The sequence below is a fragment of the Methylorubrum rhodesianum genome, assembly GCF_014199985.1.
In the GTDB taxonomy this organism is placed as follows: domain Bacteria; phylum Pseudomonadota; class Alphaproteobacteria; order Rhizobiales; family Beijerinckiaceae; genus Methylobacterium; species Methylobacterium rhodesianum.
In genome coordinates, this window is record NZ_JACHOS010000018.1 from 109,488 (window position 1) to 127,867 (window position 18,380).

Consider the following 18,380-nt stretch of genomic DNA (forward strand, 5'->3'; position numbering starts at 1 on the left):
TTGACGAAACGTTGACCTGAATCGGCGGGATGACTTGGCCGTACAAAGAAAATCGGCCGTCAAAGTCTCGCTTGTTCTTGTTCAATCTCTCGCTCGATCCGGGCGAGCGGCCGGCGCAAGCGAAGCACCAGCGGAACGATGGTCAGTGCCGTGGCGGCTCCCGCCAGCAGGCCGACGCCGGAGCCGGCCCAGTCGCCCAGCGCCCCGTAGGCGATCGGCGCGAGCCCGCCCGACCCGATCACGGCGGTGTAGAACAGGGCGAAGGCCCGGCCGACATCGCCGCGCGGCGCCAGATCCGGCACCGTCCCGTAGAGCACCGAGGACGTGCCGTTGAGGACGAGGCCGACGAGCGGCAGCACGACCAAGGTCGGACCGAGCGGCAGGACGAGGAGTGCCGCGACCAGCAGGGCGGTGGCGGTCTCCGTCGCCACGACGCAGGGCACGACCCCGACGCGTTCGCCGAGCCAGCCGCACACGGCCTTGCCGAAGGCGCCGCCGGAAAAGACCAGGGCGAGGGCGAGCCCGGTCGTCGTCCCGGTGCCGCCCTTCGCCTCCAGCAGGAAGGGCAGGAACAGCAGGGTGCCCATTCGCGTGGCGGTGTCGAGGGCGCCGACCGTCATCAGGAGGGAGAAGCCGCTTCCCTCGCCGCCGGTTCGATGGGTCTGCACCGGTGCCGCGGCGAGCGATCCCCGCGGCAGGACGAGGGCAAGTGCGACCGTCGCGGCGAGACCGATTCCCGCCATCAGCCCGGCGACCGGTCGCCAAGCCAGCACGCCGAGCAGCAGCGCGACGGCGACCGGAAACAGCGCTTTCCCGAGATCACCGGCAAAGTTGTAGATCCCTAACGGCCCCCGCGCCGAACCGCCGTAGGCCTGCGCGACGAGGAGCGAGGCGCGCGGGTGCTGGATACTCGCGCCGATTCCGGCGAGCACCAGCCCGGCGCAGAGCCCGAACAGGCCCGTGCTCAGCGCCATGACGGAAAAGCCCGCGGCAGCGACCAGCGTCGAAACGGCGAGGGCCGTGCGGATCGGCCACCGCGCCGCCAGCCGGTCGGCAGGCACCTGCAGCCCACCCATGGTGGCGTAGTAGAGGCTGCGCAGAACGGCGAGTCCGGCATAGCCGAGGCCGAACTCCGTCTGCCAGACCGGCAGCATCACGTAGAGCAAATCGGTGTAGCCGTCGTGCAGAGCGTGGGCGAGGCAGGCCCCGCCAAGACTGCGCCGCTTGAGCTCACGGCTGTCACCCCGCATCGATCCGTCGAGTCGAACGGCCTGATTCACACCAAAAATCCCCTGCTGACGCTTGCGCAGGGAATCTACACCTGTGAGCTTTGTGGGATGAGAACCTCTCACTGCACGGGTTCCGTACGGTTTCCTCACGGGTCGGAGAGAAGAGGAAATGCGCCGGCTGCCGCCGCTCCACGCGCTGCAGGTGTTCGAGGTGGCAGCCCGGGCCGGCAGCTATGCCCAGGCCGGTCTCGAACTCGGGCTGACGCACGGAGCGGTGAGCCGTCAGATCGCTACCCTGGAGGCGTGGCTCGGCCAGCGTCTCTTCGTGCGGGTCGGGCGGCGGATGGTGGCGACCCCGGCAGCCCGCGTCTTCGCGGAGGAAATCAGCCTGTCGTTCGACCGGCTCACGGCGGCGGCGGAGGCCTGCGGGCGGCCCCAGGCGCCGCGCGTCCTGCGCGTCAGCGCACCCGCGACCTTCGCGATGCGCTGGCTGATCCCGCGCCTCGATGATTTCCACGCGGCCCGTCCCGGGACGGAAGTCAGGGTCACCACCACGACCACTCTGCAGGACGCGCTGCGCGGCGGGTTCGACCTCGCGGTCCGGCGCGGCCCCGAGCCGTGGCCGCAGCACCACGCGGTGCCGTTCCTGACGGAGGCGGATACCCTGGTGGCCAGCCCCGCCCTGCTGCGGAGCAGGCCGCTCGCGACGTTGGACGAACTCGAGCGCCACGTCCTGCTCGGCACCGAGACCCGGCCGGGCGATTGGATCGACTGGCTCGCGGCGGCGGGCATCGCGTTGCCCGGCGGCGTGCGCCGCCGGGTGTTCGACCACTTCTTCGTGACCCTTCAGGCGCTGGAGGACGGGGCCGGCCTCGGCATCGGACCGTTCCCGGTGCTCGACCGAATGACCGCCGAGGGCCGGCTCGTGGCGCCGTTTCCGGAGATCCGAGTCGAGCGGGCCGCCTACTTCGCCCTGACGCCGTTCGATGCGGACAAGTCGCCGGCGCTCACCGCGCTCATCGACTGGCTGGTGACGGAAGGAGGCCGGCCGGGATTCACAATTCCCCGGTGAGGAACTGCGCCCGGCCGTGCCCGAACGACCAATCCTTATCGGTGTTCTCCACCGTCGAGACCATCACGTCGGCCGGGGCGATGCCGCAGGCAGCCTGCAGCTTCTCGGTCAGCAGCCGGTAGAACAGCTCCTTCTTTTCACGCCCTCGCGGCCGGGTGATCATCTGCACCACCACCACGTCGCGCGTGCGGGGGATATCGAGACCGGTATCCTCTACGATCATCCGCGACGGCTTGTGCTCGGTGACGATCTGGTAGCGGTCGCCGGGCGGCACCTGGAAGGCTTCAAGCATTGCCTCGTGAGCGGCGTCGAGGAGGGCCTTCAACTCCGCGTCGCTGCGCCCCTCGATCAGGTCGAAACGCATCAAGGGCATCTGAAACTCTCCAAGGCACGAGGCGGGGGCGCGCCCTCTGGCGGTTGCCGGGCGCCCGCGGTTAAGTAGCCTCGCTTCCGGCCGCTTCCAACCGATCGGGATCTTTCGTATTATGCATTCAAATGAGGGAGGGAAGCGGCGTGCGGCGCCCCTGACCCGCCCCCAGGAGGAGACGAAACATGTCCGATTTGCGGTTGCGCCGCAGCGTTCTCTACATGCCGGGGTCGAACCCGCGCGCCCTTGAAAAGGCGAAGACGTTGCCGGCCGATTCCCTGATCCTTGATCTGGAGGACGCCGTCGCCAACGATGAGAAGGAGCGCGCCCGCGAGCAGGTCTGCGCCGCCGTGAAGAGTGGCGGCTACGGTCATCGCGAACTCGTGATCCGGGTGAACGCGCCGCAGACGCCCTGGGGCGACGGCGATCTGCGCGCCGCGATCCAGGCCAAGCCCGATGCGATCCTGATGCCGAAGGTCTCCTCGCCGGCCGTGCTGGAGAGCGTCGCCGATGCGCTCGAGGCGCTGGACGCGCCCGATTCGATCGCGGTCTGGGCGATGATCGAGACGCCGGCGGCGATCCTGAATATCCACGAGATTGCCAAGGCACGCCGCGACCGCCGCAACCGGCTCACCGGCTTCGTGCTCGGTACCAACGATCTGGCGAAGGACACCTGGGCGCAACTCGTGCGCGGGCGCGTGCCGATGCTGCCCTGGATGATGCTGACCCTGGCTGCCGCGCGCGCCGAGGGACTGATCATCCTCGACGGCGTGTGGAACGACATCGCCGATCCCGAAGGCTGTCGCGAGGAGTGCCGGCAGGCGCGCGACCTGGGCTTCGACGGCAAGACGCTGATCCACCCCAATCAGATCGAACCCGCCAACACCTCCTTCGCCCCGACGGAGGAGGAGGTGCGCCGCGCCCGCCTCGTGATCGAGGCCTTCAACCTGCCGGAAAACGCCAAGCGCGCGGCAATCAAGGTCGAGGGCCGCATGTACGAGCGCCAGCATATCGGCATGGCCCGCCGCGCCGTGGTGTGGTCCGAGACGATCGCTGCCCGCGACGCCGCGGCCTGAAACGCGAAACGGCCGCGCCCGAGCGGGCGCGGCCGTGCCGTCATGAGAGGCGATGACGGCAGGAAGGCTTACCAGCCGTAGCCGTAATCGTAGGCCGGCCCACCCCAGGAATAGCCGCCATAGGCGCGGCGCGGGGCATAGTAGCCGCCGTCGTAGTAGCCGACGCTGCGGTAGCCGTAGGCGGGACGGGCATAGCCGTAGCCGTAGCTGGCAACCGGGCGGGCATAGCCGTAATCGTAGCCGTAGCCGCCGCCATAGCCATAGCCGCCGTAGCCGTAGGCGTTCGAGGCGGCTGCGCCGACGAGCGCGCCGGCCGCGAGGCCGCCGATGACACCGGCCGCCACGGCACCGCCGCCGCCGCGGCCGCGCCAGCGAGCCTCGGCATCGGTCGAGGACAGAGCGCCCAAGCCGAGAACGGTCACGGCGGACAGAATCGCAAGCTTCTTCATCAAGTCTCTCCGAAAGGGGAGGATCCCCGATCCATTGGCACCCCAACGGGGACGGTCTGGATTTGGTTCACTCTCGATGTGCTGGATCTCACTTTACGTTTTGTCGCATGAATGACGGTGCATGCACCTGTTCATCCAATTGTCAGGATCGCTCCATTGATCCACCCTGCGAATGAGTGGGCCTCGATGCCGCTCTGACCTTGGCCATAACGGGGCCGCCGCGCTCAGCGCCGTCCGCCGACCTCATCGAGATGTTGCAGAAGCATGGCGGGGTCATCGTAGACCCTGACCGCTCCGGAGCGTTCCAGCTCCTCCGTGCCGTATCCGCCCGAGAGCAGGCCGACCCCGAGGCCGCGACAGCGGCGGGCCGCCAGCATGTCCCAGATCGAATCGCCGACGATCACCGCGTGCTCGATCGGCGCGTCCAGCCGCTCGGCGGCCGCGAGGAACAGGTCCGGATCGGGCTTGGCGTATTTCACGAGGTCGCGCGTCACCACCGGCACCTCGGCCGGATCGACCCCGAGCGCGACGAGGTTGTGGCCCGCCGTCTCCATGCGCCCGCTCGTGGCGATCGCCCAAGGGATACGGTTGTCGGTGAGCGTCGCGAGCAGTTCCTTCGCACCCGGCAGAGGCACCACGCCTTTCGAGAGCCGGCCATAGGCTTCCGCATGCAGGCGCCGCAGCCGGTCGATCCGCTCCGGGTCGATATCGAGGCCGGTCTCGCGCAGAAGCTGGTTGGTGAACAGCCCGCCGCTCATCCCGATCTTGCGGTGGATACGCCAGACCGAGAGCGGAATCCCCTCGGCGTCGAGTGCCTCCTTCCAGGCGAGCACATGCTGGTAGACGCTGTCGACCAGCGTGCCGTCGAGGTCGAACAGGAAGACGGTCTCGATACGCATGGGGCAACTCCATCGGGTGGCGGCCGTGGAGACAACGAACCGATGCCCCTGTCGATGCATGAGGGATCGAGCGGTACGAGCATTGACCGAGGGCGGCCGAGCGGGTTGTGGTCGCGCCCGTCCCATCATGCTCTTCACTCATCTCGCCGACGACCTCTTCCGCCCGCTCGCCTCGCCGAGCCGCGAATTCAACGCGGCCCTGCTGCTGCACCTGCACGCGCGCGTGTTCGGCGACGCCGCCGAGCCCCTGCGCAAGAGCGAGCTTCTTGCAGCCATCGGGGACTTCTCCGTCGGCTGGAGCCAAGCCGAGATCGCCGACGACGAGGCCACGCCCGTCGATCCGATCGAGCGGCGCTCGGCGGTGTTCCGGCGGCTGATCGAGGCGGGCTGGCTGGTGGAGCGGCGCGAGCGCTACGTGCCGGTGGTCGATTTCGATCCCGATGCGCGCCTACTGATCGAGGAGCTGGCCCGGATCGAGCGTGGCGAAACCCGCTCCTACGGCGGCGCGGTGCTCGAGGTCCTGAGCGCGCTGGAGAGCGCCATCGCCAGCCCCGGCGACCGCTCGGAGGCCCTGCGCAACGCGGCCAAGGCCTCGCGCACCTTCCTCGGCCACCTTCGCGGGCTGGCCGGGGCCATGCGCAAGCTCGAAGAGCGCATCCTGCGCGAGCCGGATCTCAGCGCGGCCTTCCGGCTCTACTTCGAGGAATTCGTCGAGCGCCACCTCGTCTCCGACTACCGGACGCTGCACACCCGCTTCAATCCGTTCCGCTTCCGCTCCGGCATCGTGCGCGAGGCGGGGCGCGCCCTGCGCGATCCGCTGACGCTCAGGGCGCTGGCGGAGGGCAACCTGCGCGAGGGGCGCGCCGCCGACATCGCGGCGGCCGAGCGCATGGTGCGCACCGACCTCGTCGAGATCCTCTCGATCTTCGAGGGCCTCGATCCGCATCTCGACGCCGTCGCCGAGGTGGTGGCGCGCCTGGAACGGCGCATCTCGGCCGCACTCCGCTACCGCGACCCGCGCGATTCGGCGCGGATCGAGCGGACCGCCGCGGCGCTGCGCGCGGTCGGCGCGGCCGAGGACGACCTTGCCGGCCTGCCTCTGCCGCAGATCTCCCTGCTGCGTCCGCCGATCGGTCCGCCGCAACTCACGAACCCGCGCATGCCGCGCCGGATCATCGAGTACGAGCCGCTGCCGGAGGTCGACGTCGATCCGGCGATCGAGGCCTTCATCGCCGCCAAGGACGCGTTCCGCCGCCGCATCACCGTGACGCCGGAGCGCATCGTCGCCTATCTCGATGCCCGGCTCGCCCAGGCGAAGGCTTTGCGCGGTTCGGAAATCCAGGTCGACGACATCGACGCCTTCGTCGTTTTCCAGCGCCTGCGCGAGATCGACGTGCTGTTCGACGGCGTCCTGCGCAGCCGCTACCGCGTCTCCCGGATCGAGGGCCGCGTGTCGAACGGCTGGCTCGACTGCCCGGACTTCATGATCGAGCGCATCCCAGCCGCCGCCCGCCGCGGAGCCGGCAAAGTAGGCTGACAAAGCAGGCTCAACGGACAAGACCATGCTCGAACCCTTCCGCGCCATCCTCGACGGCGAGGAGATGCCCCCGCCCGGCAGTTCCGCGCCGAGCGAGGAGGAGTTGATCCGCGCGCTTCAGGTGATGCTGAAGAGCCAGTGCATCTACGCCGCGACCACCGGCATCGGCCGCTCCTACGAACTCGCGCGGCACTACGCGCCGTTCTTCCGCGACTACTTCGCCTGCCTCGGCTACCGCTTCGAGGTCGCCCACCGCGACCAGATGGTGTTCCTCGCCCTGCCGCCCGACGGCGTGCGCCACGACGCGCAGGGGGAGCGGCTGCGCAAGGACGAGACCCTGGTGCTCCTGGCGCTCCGGCTCGCCTACGAGGAGGGACTGCGCGATCACCGCGTCTCCACCGACGGCACGGTGGAATGCACCACCGACGATATCGCCGACGCGATCCGCTCCGCCGCCCGGTCCGAGCCTCCGGACGAGGCGCGTCTGATCGAGATCCTGCGCCTGTTCGCCCGCAAGGGCGCTCTGCGGCTGGGCGAGCGCGACCGGGCCGAGCGGGTGACGCCGCTGATGGTGATGCCGGGCATCACCGTGCTCTCGCCGGATGCCTGGATGGATCAGGTCCGCGCCTGGTCCTCCGCCGGTGAGGGGAGGGGCGCCTGACCCTCGGCCTGCGCCCAGGGCGCGGCCGAGAAGGCCCGCTCGAGGAAGGCGATCAGCGCCGAGACCCGCGCCGGCCGTGGCAGGCCGGGCGGCATCACGAGGTTGAGGGCGATCGGCGGTGGCTGCCAATCCGGCATCACCCGCTCCAGGCGGCCTGACTTCAGATCCTCCCAGATCGTGAAGTCCGGCTGGACCGCGAGGCCGAGCCCGGCGCGGAGGGCCGGCGCCAAGGCGTCGGCATTGTTGGCGCGCAACGGACCCTCGGGCACGATGGTGACCGTCTCGCCCGCGGCGTTGGTGAAGGGCCATCGGTCCGGCGTGGGCAGGTAGGCGTAACCGAGGCAGGCAAGGCCGTGCAGCTCCTCCGGATGCTGCGGCGCGCCGTGCCGTTCGAGATAGGCCGGCGTCGCCACGAGCGACCGGCGCACGCCGCAAAGCCGCCTGACCCTGAGCGAGGAATCGGGCAGCGCCGCGATCCGCAGGCCCAGATCGAACCCTCCGCCGACGAGGTCGACCACCGCATCCGACAGGTGCAGATCGACCGAGACCTCCGGATGCGCGGCCAGGAATTCCGGCAGGACTGGCGCGAGGTGGGCCACGCCAAAGGACATCGGCGCGGCGAGCCGCACCCGGCCCCGCGGCACGCCATTGGCGTCGAGCGCCCGGGCCTCCGCCGCTTCGCCGGCGGCGAGCAAGCCGGCCGCGTCCTCCCGCGCAAGGCGGCCGGCCTCCGTCAGGGCGAGGCGCCGGGAGGTGCGGTGGAACAACCGCGCTCCGAGCCGGGTCTCGAGCCGCGCCACCGCTTTCGAGACGGTGGCCTTCGACAGACCGAGTTCCTCCGCCGCGCGGGCGAAGGAGAGCGCGTCGGCCACCACCGCGAACACGGCCCAGGCCTCGAAATCGGGGAGCTTTGCCATCGATCAATTCCGGAAACGATACGTTTCAATCGTTTCCGTTTTCATGGGCGCAGGCAAGGGCCAGATTGGCCTCACACCGATCGCGGCCCGGACCACACACGGATCCCCGCGGCGATCCTTTCGACAGGAGACCCGCATCATGAGCGCACACGGCATCCACCACGTCACGGCATTTTCGAGCGACACCGCCCGCACCGTCGACTTCTACACCCGCGTTCTCGGTCTGCGGCTGGTGAAGAAGACCGTCAACTTCGACGATCCGGGCACCTATCACCTGTATTTCGGCGACGAGACGGGCGCGCCCGGCACGATCCTGACCTTCTTCCCCATCGCCCAGGCCGCGCCCGGCCGGGTCGGTATCGGGCAGGTGTCGGAGACGGCTTTCCGGGTCCCGCGGGACGCCATCGGCAGCTGGACGCACCGCTTCGTCTCGCTCAACGTCGCCCACGAGGCGCCGGTGAGCGTCTTCGGCGAGACGGTGCTGCGCTTCCGCGATCCCGACGGGATGCCGCTGGCCCTCGTCGGCGTCGAGGGGGCGGAGGCCGAGCCGGCCTGGACTGCTGACGACATCGCGCCGGAGGCGGCGATCCGCGGCTTCCACGGCGTCACCCTGCTGCTGCGCGGGGCCGAGGCCACCGCCGCGATCCTCACCGACGTACTCGGCTTCGAGGAGGCGGCTCGCGAGGGCAGCCAGATCCGGCTCACGAGCGGAGCCGGTCTCGGCGGCTTCGTGACGCTCCGGGCGGTCGGCGACTTCCTGCCGGGGCGGCAGGGGGCGGGCTCGGTCCACCACATCGCCTTCCGCGCCGCCGACGACGCGGTGCAGGCGGCGATGACGGAGCGGCTGGGCGACCGGTACGGCATGGCGGTGACCGAGCAGCGCGACCGGCAGTACTTCCGTTCGGTCTACTTCCGCGAGCCCGGCGGCATTCTGTTCGAGATCGCCACCGACGCGCCGGGCTTCGCCATCGACGAGCCGGCGGCGGAGCTCGGCACCGCGCTGAAACTGCCTCCCTTCCTCGAACCGCACCGCGACCGGATCGAGGCGGTGCTGCCGAAGGTCGCCTGAACCCCGCCACGCCTGCGCGGCCGCCCGGATCGTCCCGGGCGGCCGCATCATCCTCAGACTGAACGGAGACAGCCATGACGAACGGCGTCACCTTCGACTTCGTCCACCGCTTGGAGCCCGGAACCGGCGGGAATGCGCCGCCGCTCCTGCTGCTGCACGGCACCGGCGGCGACGAGACCGACCTGCTTCCCCTCGGCCGCGCCCTCTCGCCCGGCTCCGCGCTGCTCTCGCCCCGCGGGCCGGTTCTGGAGAACGGCATGCCGCGCTTCTTCCGCCGTCTCGCGGAAGGCGTGTTCGACGAGGCGGATGTCCGGCGCCGGGCCGGCGATCTCGCCGCCTTCGTCGCACAGGCCCGCACCGCTTACGGGCTCGCGGCGCCGGTGGCGGTCGGTTTCTCGAACGGGGCCAATATCGCTGCCGCGACCCTGCTCCTGCATCCGGAGGCGATGGCCGGGGCGGTGCTGCTGCGGGCGATGGTGCCGCTGGCCGAGAGTCCGAGGCCGAACCTCGCCGGCCGCCCGGTGCTGCTGCTCTCGGGCGCCCTCGACCCGATCGTGCCCGCCGACAATGCCGAGCGGCTCGCCTCGACCCTCGGGCAAGCCGGAGCGGCGGTGACCCACACGGTCAATCCCGCCGGGCACGGCCTATCGCAGGCCGACCTCACCGCGGCCCAGGCGTGGCTCGCCGGGAATTTCGGCGGCTGAGCCGTCCTCGCGGCCTCGCTGCCCGGACGCGGATGACGGAGGAGCCGGGATCAGGCCCTCAGCGCGACCGGTTCAGACGTGACGGGGGCAAGCGCCCCCGTCACCCCGCGATCCGGCGATGCCGCCGGTGCGCGGTGGCGGGCCGCCGCAGGAACGGGGGCATGCGGAGCATGAGGGTGGCCCATGCGCGCTCGGCGGCCGCCGGCGAGGCTGATACCGAGAGCAAGGCGTCGAGGCGGCGTGTCCGCGGCCGGAGTGGGCGGACCCAGGGTGACGAGCGCGTTAACAATATCGTTCGATAACCGGAAACTTGCAGAGCCAGCCTAGTTTTACGCTCAAACGTGCCTTTGCCCCTCATCCGACATGGCGATAACGTAAGGAAATTTCCGCGGAAAGGCTGTCGGATGCCGGGTCGGCCGAATGGGGTCGTGATCTAGTGCTGGCGATTCTATTTCTGATAGTCGCCGGTATGCTGATCGGCCTATTTTATCATTGGGGAATGCTTGCAATAGCGAGCTTTTTCGTCATCGCCGCCCGGATTATTTATCACCTACACAATGGCCATCTCATGCTGGCGGACCTGCTGATGATCGCTGCCTCCCTGTTCGCGTTGCAGGGAGGTTACGTATTCGGAAGCTATCTCGCCTATAAAAAAGACATCTGAGTCGATCTCAGACCCAGATGATCGTGCCGGCCATCCACGATGCCGTGCCCCACAGTACAACAGAGGCGACGATGAACAGGATCCCGTAAGTCAGGCGAGGGCGGTACGCGGGCATCTCGACGATCGATGATCTGGAAGATGGAGAGGGGACAGCGCCGTATGGCACGGGGTAACTTCGAATTTTGCCGAAATCGATCGTCGTGGTGCGTGTCAAACTACGCATATGGCCGAGAGACGCAGTAATCGAGAACGTTTCAGAAACTTGTCGTTGAAACAGCTCTGCCGCAGTTGCTGAACGCGTTGCATGAAGATCGGCGCCTGGCCGCTCTCGTCTCGGATCGACGTCACATCGTCAAATCACGGCTCGGTGATTTCCGCTGCCCAGCCGCGCGGTCGGGATCGGCCGCACTCGTCGTGTTCGTGCGTCTTTCGGCTGCGCCGATCGATGCCTGCCCGCCGCGCTGAGGGCCCCCACTCTTGCGTGAGCGGGGCGCAGCGTTCATTGCGCTGACTCTCGTTCAACCTCGGGGACAAGCGGCCGGGCCGGTGTATCGCCTCACCGACATCGCGATCTCGAACTGGTACCTCATCCGGCGCGAGCAGATCCGGATCCGGGGGGCGGCGGCGCTCGTCGGTCCGACGGGCGCGGGCAAGTCCACGATCTTCGACGCCGTCGGCACCGTGCTCGCCGGCAACAATGCGAGCCGGCTGGCGCTCAACGCCTCCGCCTCGGGGCGCAGCGCCCGCACCGTGCGGGACTATTGCCTCGGCTGGATCAGCGACCCGGCCGAGGGCGGACGCCCGACGCGCGAGGCCTGCGAGACCCTCATCGCGCTCGTATTCGAGAATCCCGCGAGCGGGCGCATCGTCACCGTCGGACTGGCCCTCGCCGCCCGCTCCGAGGAGCCGAAGGAGGAGACGCTCTCGCGCTTCGTCGCGATCGGCCACCGCTTCGAGATCGCCGATTACGTGCGCGAGACGGAGGAGGGTAGCTTCGTTGCCCCCTGGACCGAGGTCGCCGCAGACCTGCGCCGCCGGGCCGACAGCTTCGAGGAGTTCCGCACCTCCGGCGAGCGCTTCACCGCCGCGGTCCTGGCCACCCTGCGCGAGGGCGCGGCCGTGCCCGATCCGCGCCAGTTCCTGCGCACCTTCTCCAACGCGGTGGCGTTCAAGCCGATCTTCGACACCAGCGCCTTCGTCCGCAGCTTCGTGCTGGAGGCCGAGCCGCTCGACGTCGCCCGCATCCGCCAGTCGATCGAGACGTGGCGGCGGCTCCTGGAGACGATCGAGGAGTTGGAGAAGCGCCTCGCCCACCTGTCGCGCATCTGCGAGCGCTACGAATCCTGGGCGCGGGCGAGCCTCACCGCTGCGCTCGACGAGGTGCGGGCCGCGGGCGCGGATCTGCGCCGGCGCATTCTGGACCATGCGGAGGCCCGAAGCCTGCTCGCCGAGACGTCGGAGCGCCTGCGCATCGCCCGCGACAGCGTCGCCACGAGCCAGGGCTTCGTGCGCGAGATCGACTCGGAAATCGCCGCCCGCAAGGCGCTGATCGTCGGCAGCGCGGCGGAGGCGCGGCTCGCGGCCTCCAATGCCGGCCTCGCCATGGTTGCCCGCGACCGGCGCGACCTGACCAACCGCCTCTCGGCAATCATCGGCCTCGTGCAGGATGCCGGCCGCCTCAGCGCGATCAGCGGCCCCTTGCGCCGGCTCGATCTTCAGGCTGCGCGCATCGTCGAGGCCTGCGCCCGCTCAGGGCTGCGCCGCGAGGCGCCGCCGGAAGACATCCTGCGCTCCGACGGGCCGCTCAAAGGTCTGCTCGACGGGCTGGCGCAGATGCCGGACGTATCGAGCGCCCTGGAGGAGGAAGCGGAAGACCTCGCCCTCAAGGCCCGTGAGCGCGAGAACGAGGTCCGCGGTCTCGACGCGCAGGTCAATGCCGGCCGCTCGTCGGCCGCACGGCTCTCCTCCGATACCGAAGCGTTCCGCGAGGAACTGGGGCGGCTGGGAATCGAGGCGGCGCCGATCTGCGAACTCGCCGAGATCGTCGATCCGAAATGGGGGCCGGCGCTGGAAGGTCTCCTGGGCCGCGCCCGCGAGGCCCTGGTGGTCGAGCCCGATCGCCTGGACCGCGCCTTCGCCCTGCTCGAATCGCGGAAGAATCAGTTCTTCCGCTGCCTGCTGGTGAAGACCACCGATACCGCTCGCCGTTCGGCGCGCCGGTTCGATGACGGGCCGATGGGTCTGATCGAGACCGACAGCGACCATGCCGAAGCCTTCCTCGCCGCCCGGCTCGGCGGCTACGACCTCGCGCCCGACGATGCGGCGCTGCGGAACATGAGCCGCGCGGTGGCGCCGAGCGGGCGCTCGACCTCGGGCATGGCCTACTCGGTGGTGCGTCCGGTGCCTCTGATGATGACCCGGGGCCAGCGCGGGCCCACCGCCGAGACGCGCCGCCGACTGGACGAGGCGCGGGAGGAGGCGCGGGTCCTTCGGGCCGAGGCCACGGTGATGCGCGAGGCCGCCCGCATCGCCGCGCTGCTGCGCAGCCGGCTCGCCGAGGCGCCGGTGGACATCGAAGCCCTGCGCGCCGAGGCCGACGCCATCGAGGGCCGCCGCCGCAGCCTTGCCACCGAGCAGGAGACGGTGGCCCGTGCCGATGCCGGCGTGATCGAGGCGGAGTTGAAGGAGCTGCAGAAGGAGCGCTCCGCCTATCTCACCGAACTCGTGCAGGTGCTGGAGCCCAAGCGCGACGCCCTGCTCGCCGAGGAGGCGGGGCTGAAGGCGCGGGTCGCGCAGGGGCGGGAGGCGGCGCGAGCCGCTTTTCTTGCCTATCGCACGGCGCTCAAGCGCTGGACCACCGGCGACACGGTGCGCATCCGCCTCACCGGCACCGTCCCCGCCGACGTGCCAGGCACGATCGAGGGCATCGCCGGGGCGCGGGCCGACCGGGCCGCGCTCGACACCAAGGCGCTCGCGGCTCTGGCCTCGCAAGCCCGCGCCTCCGCCCGCGAGGCGGGCGACAGCGTGCGAAACCAGGGCCGCGCCGCCGAGCGCGACCTCGCCGAGTATTGCGCCGCGTGGCGGGTCGAGAACCCGCTGGGCTCGGGCGAGCAGCCGGCCTCCTTCGGCTATGCCTGGGCGGTGCGCGAGCGCGACGAGGTGGCCGGGCACGAGCTGCGCCGCTACCGCGACCAGTCGCTCCGGGCGGAGGCCGAGATGCGCCGCCTGATGACGGAGGATCTGCTGACCCGGCTCGCCGACAAGTTCGAGCGGATGCGCGCGCGTCTCGACGCGCTCAACGAGCGCCTCGCCTCGCAGACCTTCACGGGCCAGACCTACGCCTTCGAGGCGGAGGTGGACCGGCGCTACGCCGCCGTCCACGCGCTCGCCACCGAGGTGGCCCGCTCGCCCGACGCGGCGCAGGCGGTGCTGCCGGGTCCAGAGGACGGGCCCGACAAGAGCCCGCTCGCCGCCGCGCTCGCCGAGATCACCGCCCTGATCGAGGGCGAGGAGAGCGCGGCGCGCTTGGCCGACTACCGCAATTACTTCGTCTACGAGATCGGCATGCGCGACCGGGCGGGCAACCGCACGACGCTGTCGAGCCGGGCCTTGCGCGGCTCGGGCGGCGAGGCGCAGGCGCCGTTCTACGTGGCGATCGCCGCCTCCATGGCCTCGGCCTATTATCCCGGCGACCGCCCTGGCGACGAGACGCCAGGCCTCGGCCTCTGCCTCCTCGACGAAGCCTTCTCCAAGCTCGACGTGCGCAACAGTCAGTCGCTGGTGGATCTGTTCCGCGCCTGGGGGCTGCAGCTCCTCATCGCCGCGCCGGAGGACAAGCGCACGACGCTGACGGAGGTGATGGACACCGTCGTCACCGTCTACAAGAGCCCCGATCTCGCCTCGGTCCGAATCGAGGCCGAGCACCCACTCGAAACGGCGAAGCGAGCGCTCGCCGAAATCAACCCGGAGCGGCGCGGAATCGAGGCTTTCCGCCTCTCGGATGCGGCCGAATAGCGGTGTCGCGGCCGAGCATTAGCTTGGCCGCAGAAGAGGGACGCGTTCACCGAACTTTATCCTCTCCGGGCATTGACGGAACCGAACCTCACGCGTAGAAGCGCGCCACTCCGGTGGATCGAGAGTCGCTTTCGGGTCGAAGCCAGGGGCTTCGGCGACCGTCGTCAGACCGATACCGGCACCACACCCTGACGTACTCGTCAGATCAGCGGGTAAGACCGCGCCGCTCAACGGCGTGATCCTCTGCCTCACCATCGCCAAAGGCCCTGATCGGCCTCTGGCGCTATTCGTTTTGCCGCAGGTTCGCCTGCGGACCGACCGCTCCGCAAGGGGCTTCGACAGGTTTCAGACGGTGGCCGCCCCGAGCGGCCGGATGAAGAGGGCACAGGATGCCGACGATCAACCAGCTGATCGCCCAGCCGCGCAAGGCGCAGAAGGCGCGCAACAAGGTGCCGGCGCTCAACGCCTGCCCGCAGAAGCGCGGCGTCTGCACGCGCGTCTACACCACGACCCCGAAGAAGCCGAACTCGGCGCTTCGTAAGGTCGCCAAGGTGCGCCTGACCAACGGCTTCGAGGTGATCGGCTACATCCCCGGCGAGGGCCACAACCTTCAGGAGCACTCCGTGGTCATGATCCGCGGCGGACGCGTGAAGGACCTTCCGGGCGTGCGCTACCACATCCTGCGCGGCGTGCTCGACACGCAGGGCGTCAAGAACCGCAAGCAGCGCCGTTCGAAGTACGGTGCCAAGCGTCCGAAGTAAGACCGGCGTCCGAAGCCAATTTCGCTCGGACGGCCATTTCCACGGCCTCGTAAGGATGTCGCCGGCGATCAGCTCAAGGTGGCCTGCGCGAGGCGCTTAAGACCATATTTTCGAGAGTCGAAAAATGTCCCGTCGTCACTCTGCCGAGAAGCGCGAGATCATCCCGGACGCCAAGTACGGCGACATCGTCCTCACCAAGTTCATGAATTCCATCATGTACGAGGGCAAGAAGTCGACCGCTGAGCGGATCGTGTACGGTGCCTTCGACCTCGTCGAGAGCCGCGCCCGCGCCAACCCGATCGAGGTGTTCCGCGCCGCCCTCGACAACGTCGCCCCGGCGATCGAGGTCCGCTCCCGCCGCGTCGGCGGCGCGACCTACCAGGTCCCCGTCGAGGTCCGCACCGAGCGCCGCCAGGCTCTCGCCATCCGCTGGCTGATCCAGGCTGCCCGTGGCCGCAACGACCGCACCATGGTGGAGCGTCTGTCCGCCGAGCTGCTGGACGCCGCCAACAACCGCGGCAACGCCGTCAAGAAGCGCGAAGACACCCACCGGATGGCCGAGGCCAACCGCGCCTTCTCGCACTACCGCTGGTAATTCGTACCGGTCTTCGAAGACCTCCGAGCGCGGCCAAGGGGCCGCGCTTCGTGCCCGTATTCTCCCGGAGAGACCCCGATGCCCCGCACGCACGCGATCGAGGACTACCGCAACTTCGGCATCATGGCCCACATCGATGCCGGCAAGACCACGACGACCGAGCGGATCCTCTACTACACCGGCAAGTCCCATAAGATCGGCGAGGTCCATGAGGGCGCCGCCACCATGGACTGGATGGAGCAGGAGCAGGAGCGTGGCATCACGATCACCTCGGCTGCGACCACCTGCTTCTGGCGCGACAAGCGCCTGAACATCATCGACACCCCCGGCCACGTCGACTTCACCATCGAGGTGGAGCGCTCGCTCCGCGTGCTCGACGGCGCCGTCTGCGTGCTCGACGGCAACCAGGGCGTCGAGCCCCAGACCGAGACCGTGTGGCGTCAGGCCGACAAGTACGACGTGCCGCGCGTCGTGTTCGTCAACAAGATGGACAAGATCGGCGCCGACTTCTTCAAGTGCGTCGCCGACATCATCGGCCGCGTCGCCGGCAAGCCGGTCTGCCTCCAGCTGCCGATCGGTGCCGAGTCGAGCTTCAAGGGCGTCATCGACCTCATCAAGATGAAGGCGATCGTCTGGTCGGGCGAGGCGCTCGGCGCCAACTTCGCCGAAGAGGAAATCCCGGCCGAGCTCAAGGATCAGGCCGTCGAGTACCGCACCAAGCTGGTCGAGGCCTGCGTCGAGCTCGATGACGACGCGATGACCGCCTATCTCGACGGCGTCGAGCCGGACGAGGACGGTCTGCGCCGCCTCGTGCGCCGCGCCGTGCAGCTGCGTGCCTTCCACCCGGTCCTGTGCGGCTCGGCCTTCAAGAACAAGGGCGTGCAGCCGCTCCTCGACGCCGTCGTCGACTACCTGCCGTCCCCGGTGGATCGCGGCGCGGTCGACGGCCTCGACTTCAAGACCGAGGAGCCCGTCAAGCGCGAGCCGACCGACGAAGATCCCTTCTCCATGCTCGCCTTCAAGATCATGGACGATCCCCACGTCGGCACGATCACCTTCTGCCGCGTCTACTCGGGCAAGGTCGAGTCGGGCACCAGCGTGCTGAACTCCTCGCGCGACAAGAAGGAGCGCGTCGGCCGCATGCTGCTGATGCACGCCAACAACCGCGAGGACATCAAGGAGGCCTATGCCGGCGACATCGTCGCCCTGGCCGGCCTCAAGGACACCCGCACCGGCGACACCCTGTGCGACCCGAACAAGGCCGTGATCCTCGAGAAGATGGAGTTCCCCGAGCCCGTCATCGAGATCGCCGTCGAGCCGAAGTCGAAGGCCGACCAGGAGAAGCTCGGCATCGCGCTCTCGAAGCTCGCCGCCGAGGATCCGTCCTTCCGCGTCTCGACCGACCAGGAGTCGGGCCAGACCATCCTCAAGGGGATGGGCGAGCTCCACCTCGACATCAAGGTCGACATCCTGCGCCGTACCTACAAGGTCGACGCGAATATCGGCCAGCCGCAGGTCGCCTACCGCGAGAAGCTGACCCGCCGTCAGGAGATCGACTACACCCACAAGAAGCAGACCGGCGGTACCGGTCAGTTCGCCCGGGTGAAGTTCGTCGTCGAGCCGAACGAGCCGGGCGCCGGCTTCTCGTTTGAGTCGAAGATCGTCGGCGGCGCGGTGCCGAAGGAGTACATCCCCGGCGTCGAGAAGGGCCTCAACTCGGTTCTCGGCGCGGGCGTGCTCGCCGGCTTCCCGGTGGTCGACGTGAAGGTGGAGCTGGTCGACGGCGCCTACCACGACGTCGACTCCTCGGCGCTCGCTTTCGAGATCGCCTCTCGCGCCGCCTTCCGTGAGGCGCTGCAGAAGGGCGGCTCGGTCCTGCTCGAGCCGGTGATGAAGGTCGAAGTCGTCTCGCCGGAAGAGTATACCGGTTCGGTCATCGGCGACCTCAACTCCCGCCGCGGCCAGATCCAGGGCCAGGACATGCGGGGCAACGCCAACGTCATCAACGCGATGGTGCCGCTGGCCAACATGTTCGGCTACGTGAACCAGCTGCGCTCCTTCTCCCAGGGCCGCGCCAACTTCACGATGCAGTTCGACCATTACGAGGAAGTGCCGCGCGGCGAGGCCGACAAGGTCATCGCCAAGTACGCCTGACGGCGAGCGCGCAAAGCTTCTTCGAACCACGACACTGACGATTAGGAGGCCCAGATGGGTAAGGAAAAGTTCTCCCGTAATAAGCCGCACTGCAACATCGGCACGATCGGACACGTCGATCACGGCAAGACGTCGCTGACGGCGGCGATCACGAAGGTTCTGGCGGAGTCGGGCGGGGCGACCTTCACGGCCTACGACCAGATCGACAAGGC

At 69.1% G+C, this 18,380-nt stretch carries 17 protein-coding genes; 12 read left to right on the plus strand and 5 right to left on the minus strand.

Annotated elements, in window-relative coordinates:
- Positions 1–59: 59 nt before the first annotated feature.
- The gene (locus HNR01_RS22460; RefSeq protein ID WP_183669944.1) at positions 60–1,280 is read right to left on the minus strand and encodes an MFS transporter; all 1,221 of its coding nucleotides are present in this window, start codon (positions 1,278–1,280) and stop codon (positions 60–62) included.
- A gap of 118 nt (positions 1,281–1,398) precedes the next feature.
- Here HNR01_RS22460 and HNR01_RS22465 point away from each other — a divergent pair, with 118 nt between their 5' ends.
- On the plus strand, positions 1,399–2,301 hold the full coding sequence (locus tag HNR01_RS22465) for a LysR substrate-binding domain-containing protein (RefSeq protein WP_183669946.1): 903 nt from the start codon (positions 1,399–1,401) through the stop codon (positions 2,299–2,301).
- Here the strand turns inward: HNR01_RS22465 and HNR01_RS22470 are convergent.
- Complete coding sequence (locus tag HNR01_RS22470) at positions 2,285–2,674, minus strand: tautomerase family protein (RefSeq protein ID WP_183669948.1); 390 nt, start codon at positions 2,672–2,674, stop codon at positions 2,285–2,287. The two genes, HNR01_RS22465 and HNR01_RS22470, sit on opposite strands and share 17 nt — an antisense overlap.
- A 179-nt stretch (positions 2,675–2,853) precedes the next feature.
- On the opposite strand from HNR01_RS22470, the gene HNR01_RS22475 reads away from it, so the two are divergent.
- Positions 2,854–3,744, plus strand: coding sequence for an HpcH/HpaI aldolase/citrate lyase family protein (locus HNR01_RS22475; RefSeq protein ID WP_183669950.1), 891 nt, complete (start codon positions 2,854–2,856; stop codon positions 3,742–3,744).
- A 68-nt stretch (positions 3,745–3,812) separates the two neighbouring features.
- Here the strand turns inward: HNR01_RS22475 and HNR01_RS22480 are convergent, their stop codons facing one another.
- Both HNR01_RS22480 and HNR01_RS22485 read right to left on the minus strand, forming a co-directional pair.
- Positions 3,813–4,193, minus strand: coding sequence for a hypothetical protein (locus HNR01_RS22480; protein ID WP_183669952.1), 381 nt, complete (start codon positions 4,191–4,193; stop codon positions 3,813–3,815).
- Positions 4,194–4,417: 224 nt separating this feature from the next.
- On the minus strand, positions 4,418–5,092 hold the full coding sequence (locus HNR01_RS22485) for an HAD family hydrolase (RefSeq protein WP_017485498.1): 675 nt from the start codon (positions 5,090–5,092) through the stop codon (positions 4,418–4,420).
- A 127-nt stretch (positions 5,093–5,219) separates the two neighbouring features.
- Between HNR01_RS22485 and HNR01_RS22490 the strand changes: the two genes are divergently transcribed.
- The gene (locus tag HNR01_RS22490) at positions 5,220–6,629 is read left to right on the plus strand and encodes a Wadjet anti-phage system protein JetA family protein (protein ID WP_183669954.1); all 1,410 of its coding nucleotides are present in this window, start codon (positions 5,220–5,222) and stop codon (positions 6,627–6,629) included.
- Positions 6,630–6,654: 25 nt separating this feature from the next.
- The gene (locus HNR01_RS22495) at positions 6,655–7,290 is read left to right on the plus strand and encodes a DUF4194 domain-containing protein (RefSeq protein WP_153876076.1); all 636 of its coding nucleotides are present in this window, start codon (positions 6,655–6,657) and stop codon (positions 7,288–7,290) included.
- Here HNR01_RS22495 and HNR01_RS22500 read toward each other — a convergent pair.
- Positions 7,245–8,207 carry a LysR family transcriptional regulator gene (locus tag HNR01_RS22500; protein WP_017485501.1) on the minus strand — a complete coding sequence of 321 codons (963 nt, stop codon included), beginning with the start codon at positions 8,205–8,207 and terminating at the stop codon, positions 7,245–7,247. The two genes, HNR01_RS22495 and HNR01_RS22500, sit on opposite strands and share 46 nt — an antisense overlap.
- Positions 8,208–8,346: 139 nt before the next feature.
- Here HNR01_RS22500 and HNR01_RS22505 point away from each other — a divergent pair, with 139 nt between their 5' ends.
- From HNR01_RS22505 to HNR01_RS22540, 8 genes are all read left to right on the plus strand, one after another.
- The gene (locus HNR01_RS22505; RefSeq protein ID WP_183669956.1) at positions 8,347–9,276 is read left to right on the plus strand and encodes a ring-cleaving dioxygenase; all 930 of its coding nucleotides are present in this window, start codon (positions 8,347–8,349) and stop codon (positions 9,274–9,276) included.
- 74 nt (positions 9,277–9,350) lie between these two features.
- Positions 9,351–9,980, plus strand: a complete 630-nt coding sequence (locus HNR01_RS22510) for an alpha/beta hydrolase (protein WP_183669958.1) — start codon at positions 9,351–9,353, stop codon at positions 9,978–9,980.
- A 436-nt stretch (positions 9,981–10,416) separates the two neighbouring features.
- Positions 10,417–10,644 carry a hypothetical protein gene (locus HNR01_RS22515; protein ID WP_183669960.1) on the plus strand — a complete coding sequence of 76 codons (228 nt, stop codon included), beginning with the start codon at positions 10,417–10,419 and terminating at the stop codon, positions 10,642–10,644.
- A gap of 546 nt (positions 10,645–11,190) precedes the next feature.
- Positions 11,191–14,658 (plus strand): SbcC/MukB-like Walker B domain-containing protein, encoded by a 3,468-nt coding sequence (locus HNR01_RS22520; RefSeq protein WP_183669962.1) that lies wholly within the window; start codon positions 11,191–11,193, stop codon positions 14,656–14,658.
- 389 nt (positions 14,659–15,047) lie between these two features.
- Complete coding sequence (gene rpsL / locus HNR01_RS22525; protein ID WP_004447775.1) at positions 15,048–15,419, plus strand: 30S ribosomal protein S12; 372 nt, start codon at positions 15,048–15,050, stop codon at positions 15,417–15,419.
- A 124-nt stretch (positions 15,420–15,543) separates the two neighbouring features.
- Positions 15,544–16,014 carry a 30S ribosomal protein S7 gene (rpsG, locus tag HNR01_RS22530; RefSeq protein ID WP_017485508.1) on the plus strand — a complete coding sequence of 157 codons (471 nt, stop codon included), beginning with the start codon at positions 15,544–15,546 and terminating at the stop codon, positions 16,012–16,014.
- A gap of 78 nt (positions 16,015–16,092) precedes the next feature.
- The gene (gene fusA / locus HNR01_RS22535) at positions 16,093–18,168 is read left to right on the plus strand and encodes an elongation factor G (protein WP_017485509.1); all 2,076 of its coding nucleotides are present in this window, start codon (positions 16,093–16,095) and stop codon (positions 18,166–18,168) included.
- Positions 18,169–18,222: 54 nt separating this feature from the next.
- The coding region (locus HNR01_RS22540; RefSeq protein WP_246417612.1) for a GTP-binding protein at positions 18,223–18,380 on the plus strand (158 nt) is incomplete at its 3' end.

Excerpts from the sequence above, each read along its gene's own strand:
- rpsL (WP_004447775.1), top strand. The coding sequence starts at position 15,048 with ATGCCGACGATCAACCAGCTGATCGCCCAGCCGCGCAAGGCGCAGAAG.
- HNR01_RS22510 (WP_183669958.1), top strand. The coding sequence starts at position 9,351 with ATGACGAACGGCGTCACCTTCGACTTCGTCCACCGCTTGGAGCCCGGA.
- HNR01_RS22505 (WP_183669956.1), top strand. The coding sequence starts at position 8,347 with ATGAGCGCACACGGCATCCACCACGTCACGGCATTTTCGAGCGACACC.
- HNR01_RS22500 (WP_017485501.1), bottom strand. The coding sequence starts at position 8,207 with ATGGCAAAGCTCCCCGATTTCGAGGCCTGGGCCGTGTTCGCGGTGGTG.
- fusA (WP_017485509.1), top strand. The coding sequence starts at position 16,093 with ATGCCCCGCACGCACGCGATCGAGGACTACCGCAACTTCGGCATCATG.
- HNR01_RS22485 (WP_017485498.1), bottom strand. The coding sequence starts at position 5,092 with ATGCGTATCGAGACCGTCTTCCTGTTCGACCTCGACGGCACGCTGGTC.
- HNR01_RS22465 (WP_183669946.1), top strand. The coding sequence starts at position 1,399 with ATGCGCCGGCTGCCGCCGCTCCACGCGCTGCAGGTGTTCGAGGTGGCA.
- HNR01_RS22495 (WP_153876076.1), top strand. The coding sequence starts at position 6,655 with ATGCTCGAACCCTTCCGCGCCATCCTCGACGGCGAGGAGATGCCCCCG.
- HNR01_RS22475 (WP_183669950.1), top strand. The coding sequence starts at position 2,854 with ATGTCCGATTTGCGGTTGCGCCGCAGCGTTCTCTACATGCCGGGGTCG.
- rpsG (WP_017485508.1), top strand. The coding sequence starts at position 15,544 with ATGTCCCGTCGTCACTCTGCCGAGAAGCGCGAGATCATCCCGGACGCC.
- HNR01_RS22490 (WP_183669954.1), top strand. The coding sequence starts at position 5,220 with ATGCTCTTCACTCATCTCGCCGACGACCTCTTCCGCCCGCTCGCCTCG.
- HNR01_RS22480 (WP_183669952.1), bottom strand. The coding sequence starts at position 4,193 with ATGAAGAAGCTTGCGATTCTGTCCGCCGTGACCGTTCTCGGCTTGGGC.
- HNR01_RS22470 (WP_183669948.1), bottom strand. The coding sequence starts at position 2,674 with ATGCCCTTGATGCGTTTCGACCTGATCGAGGGGCGCAGCGACGCGGAG.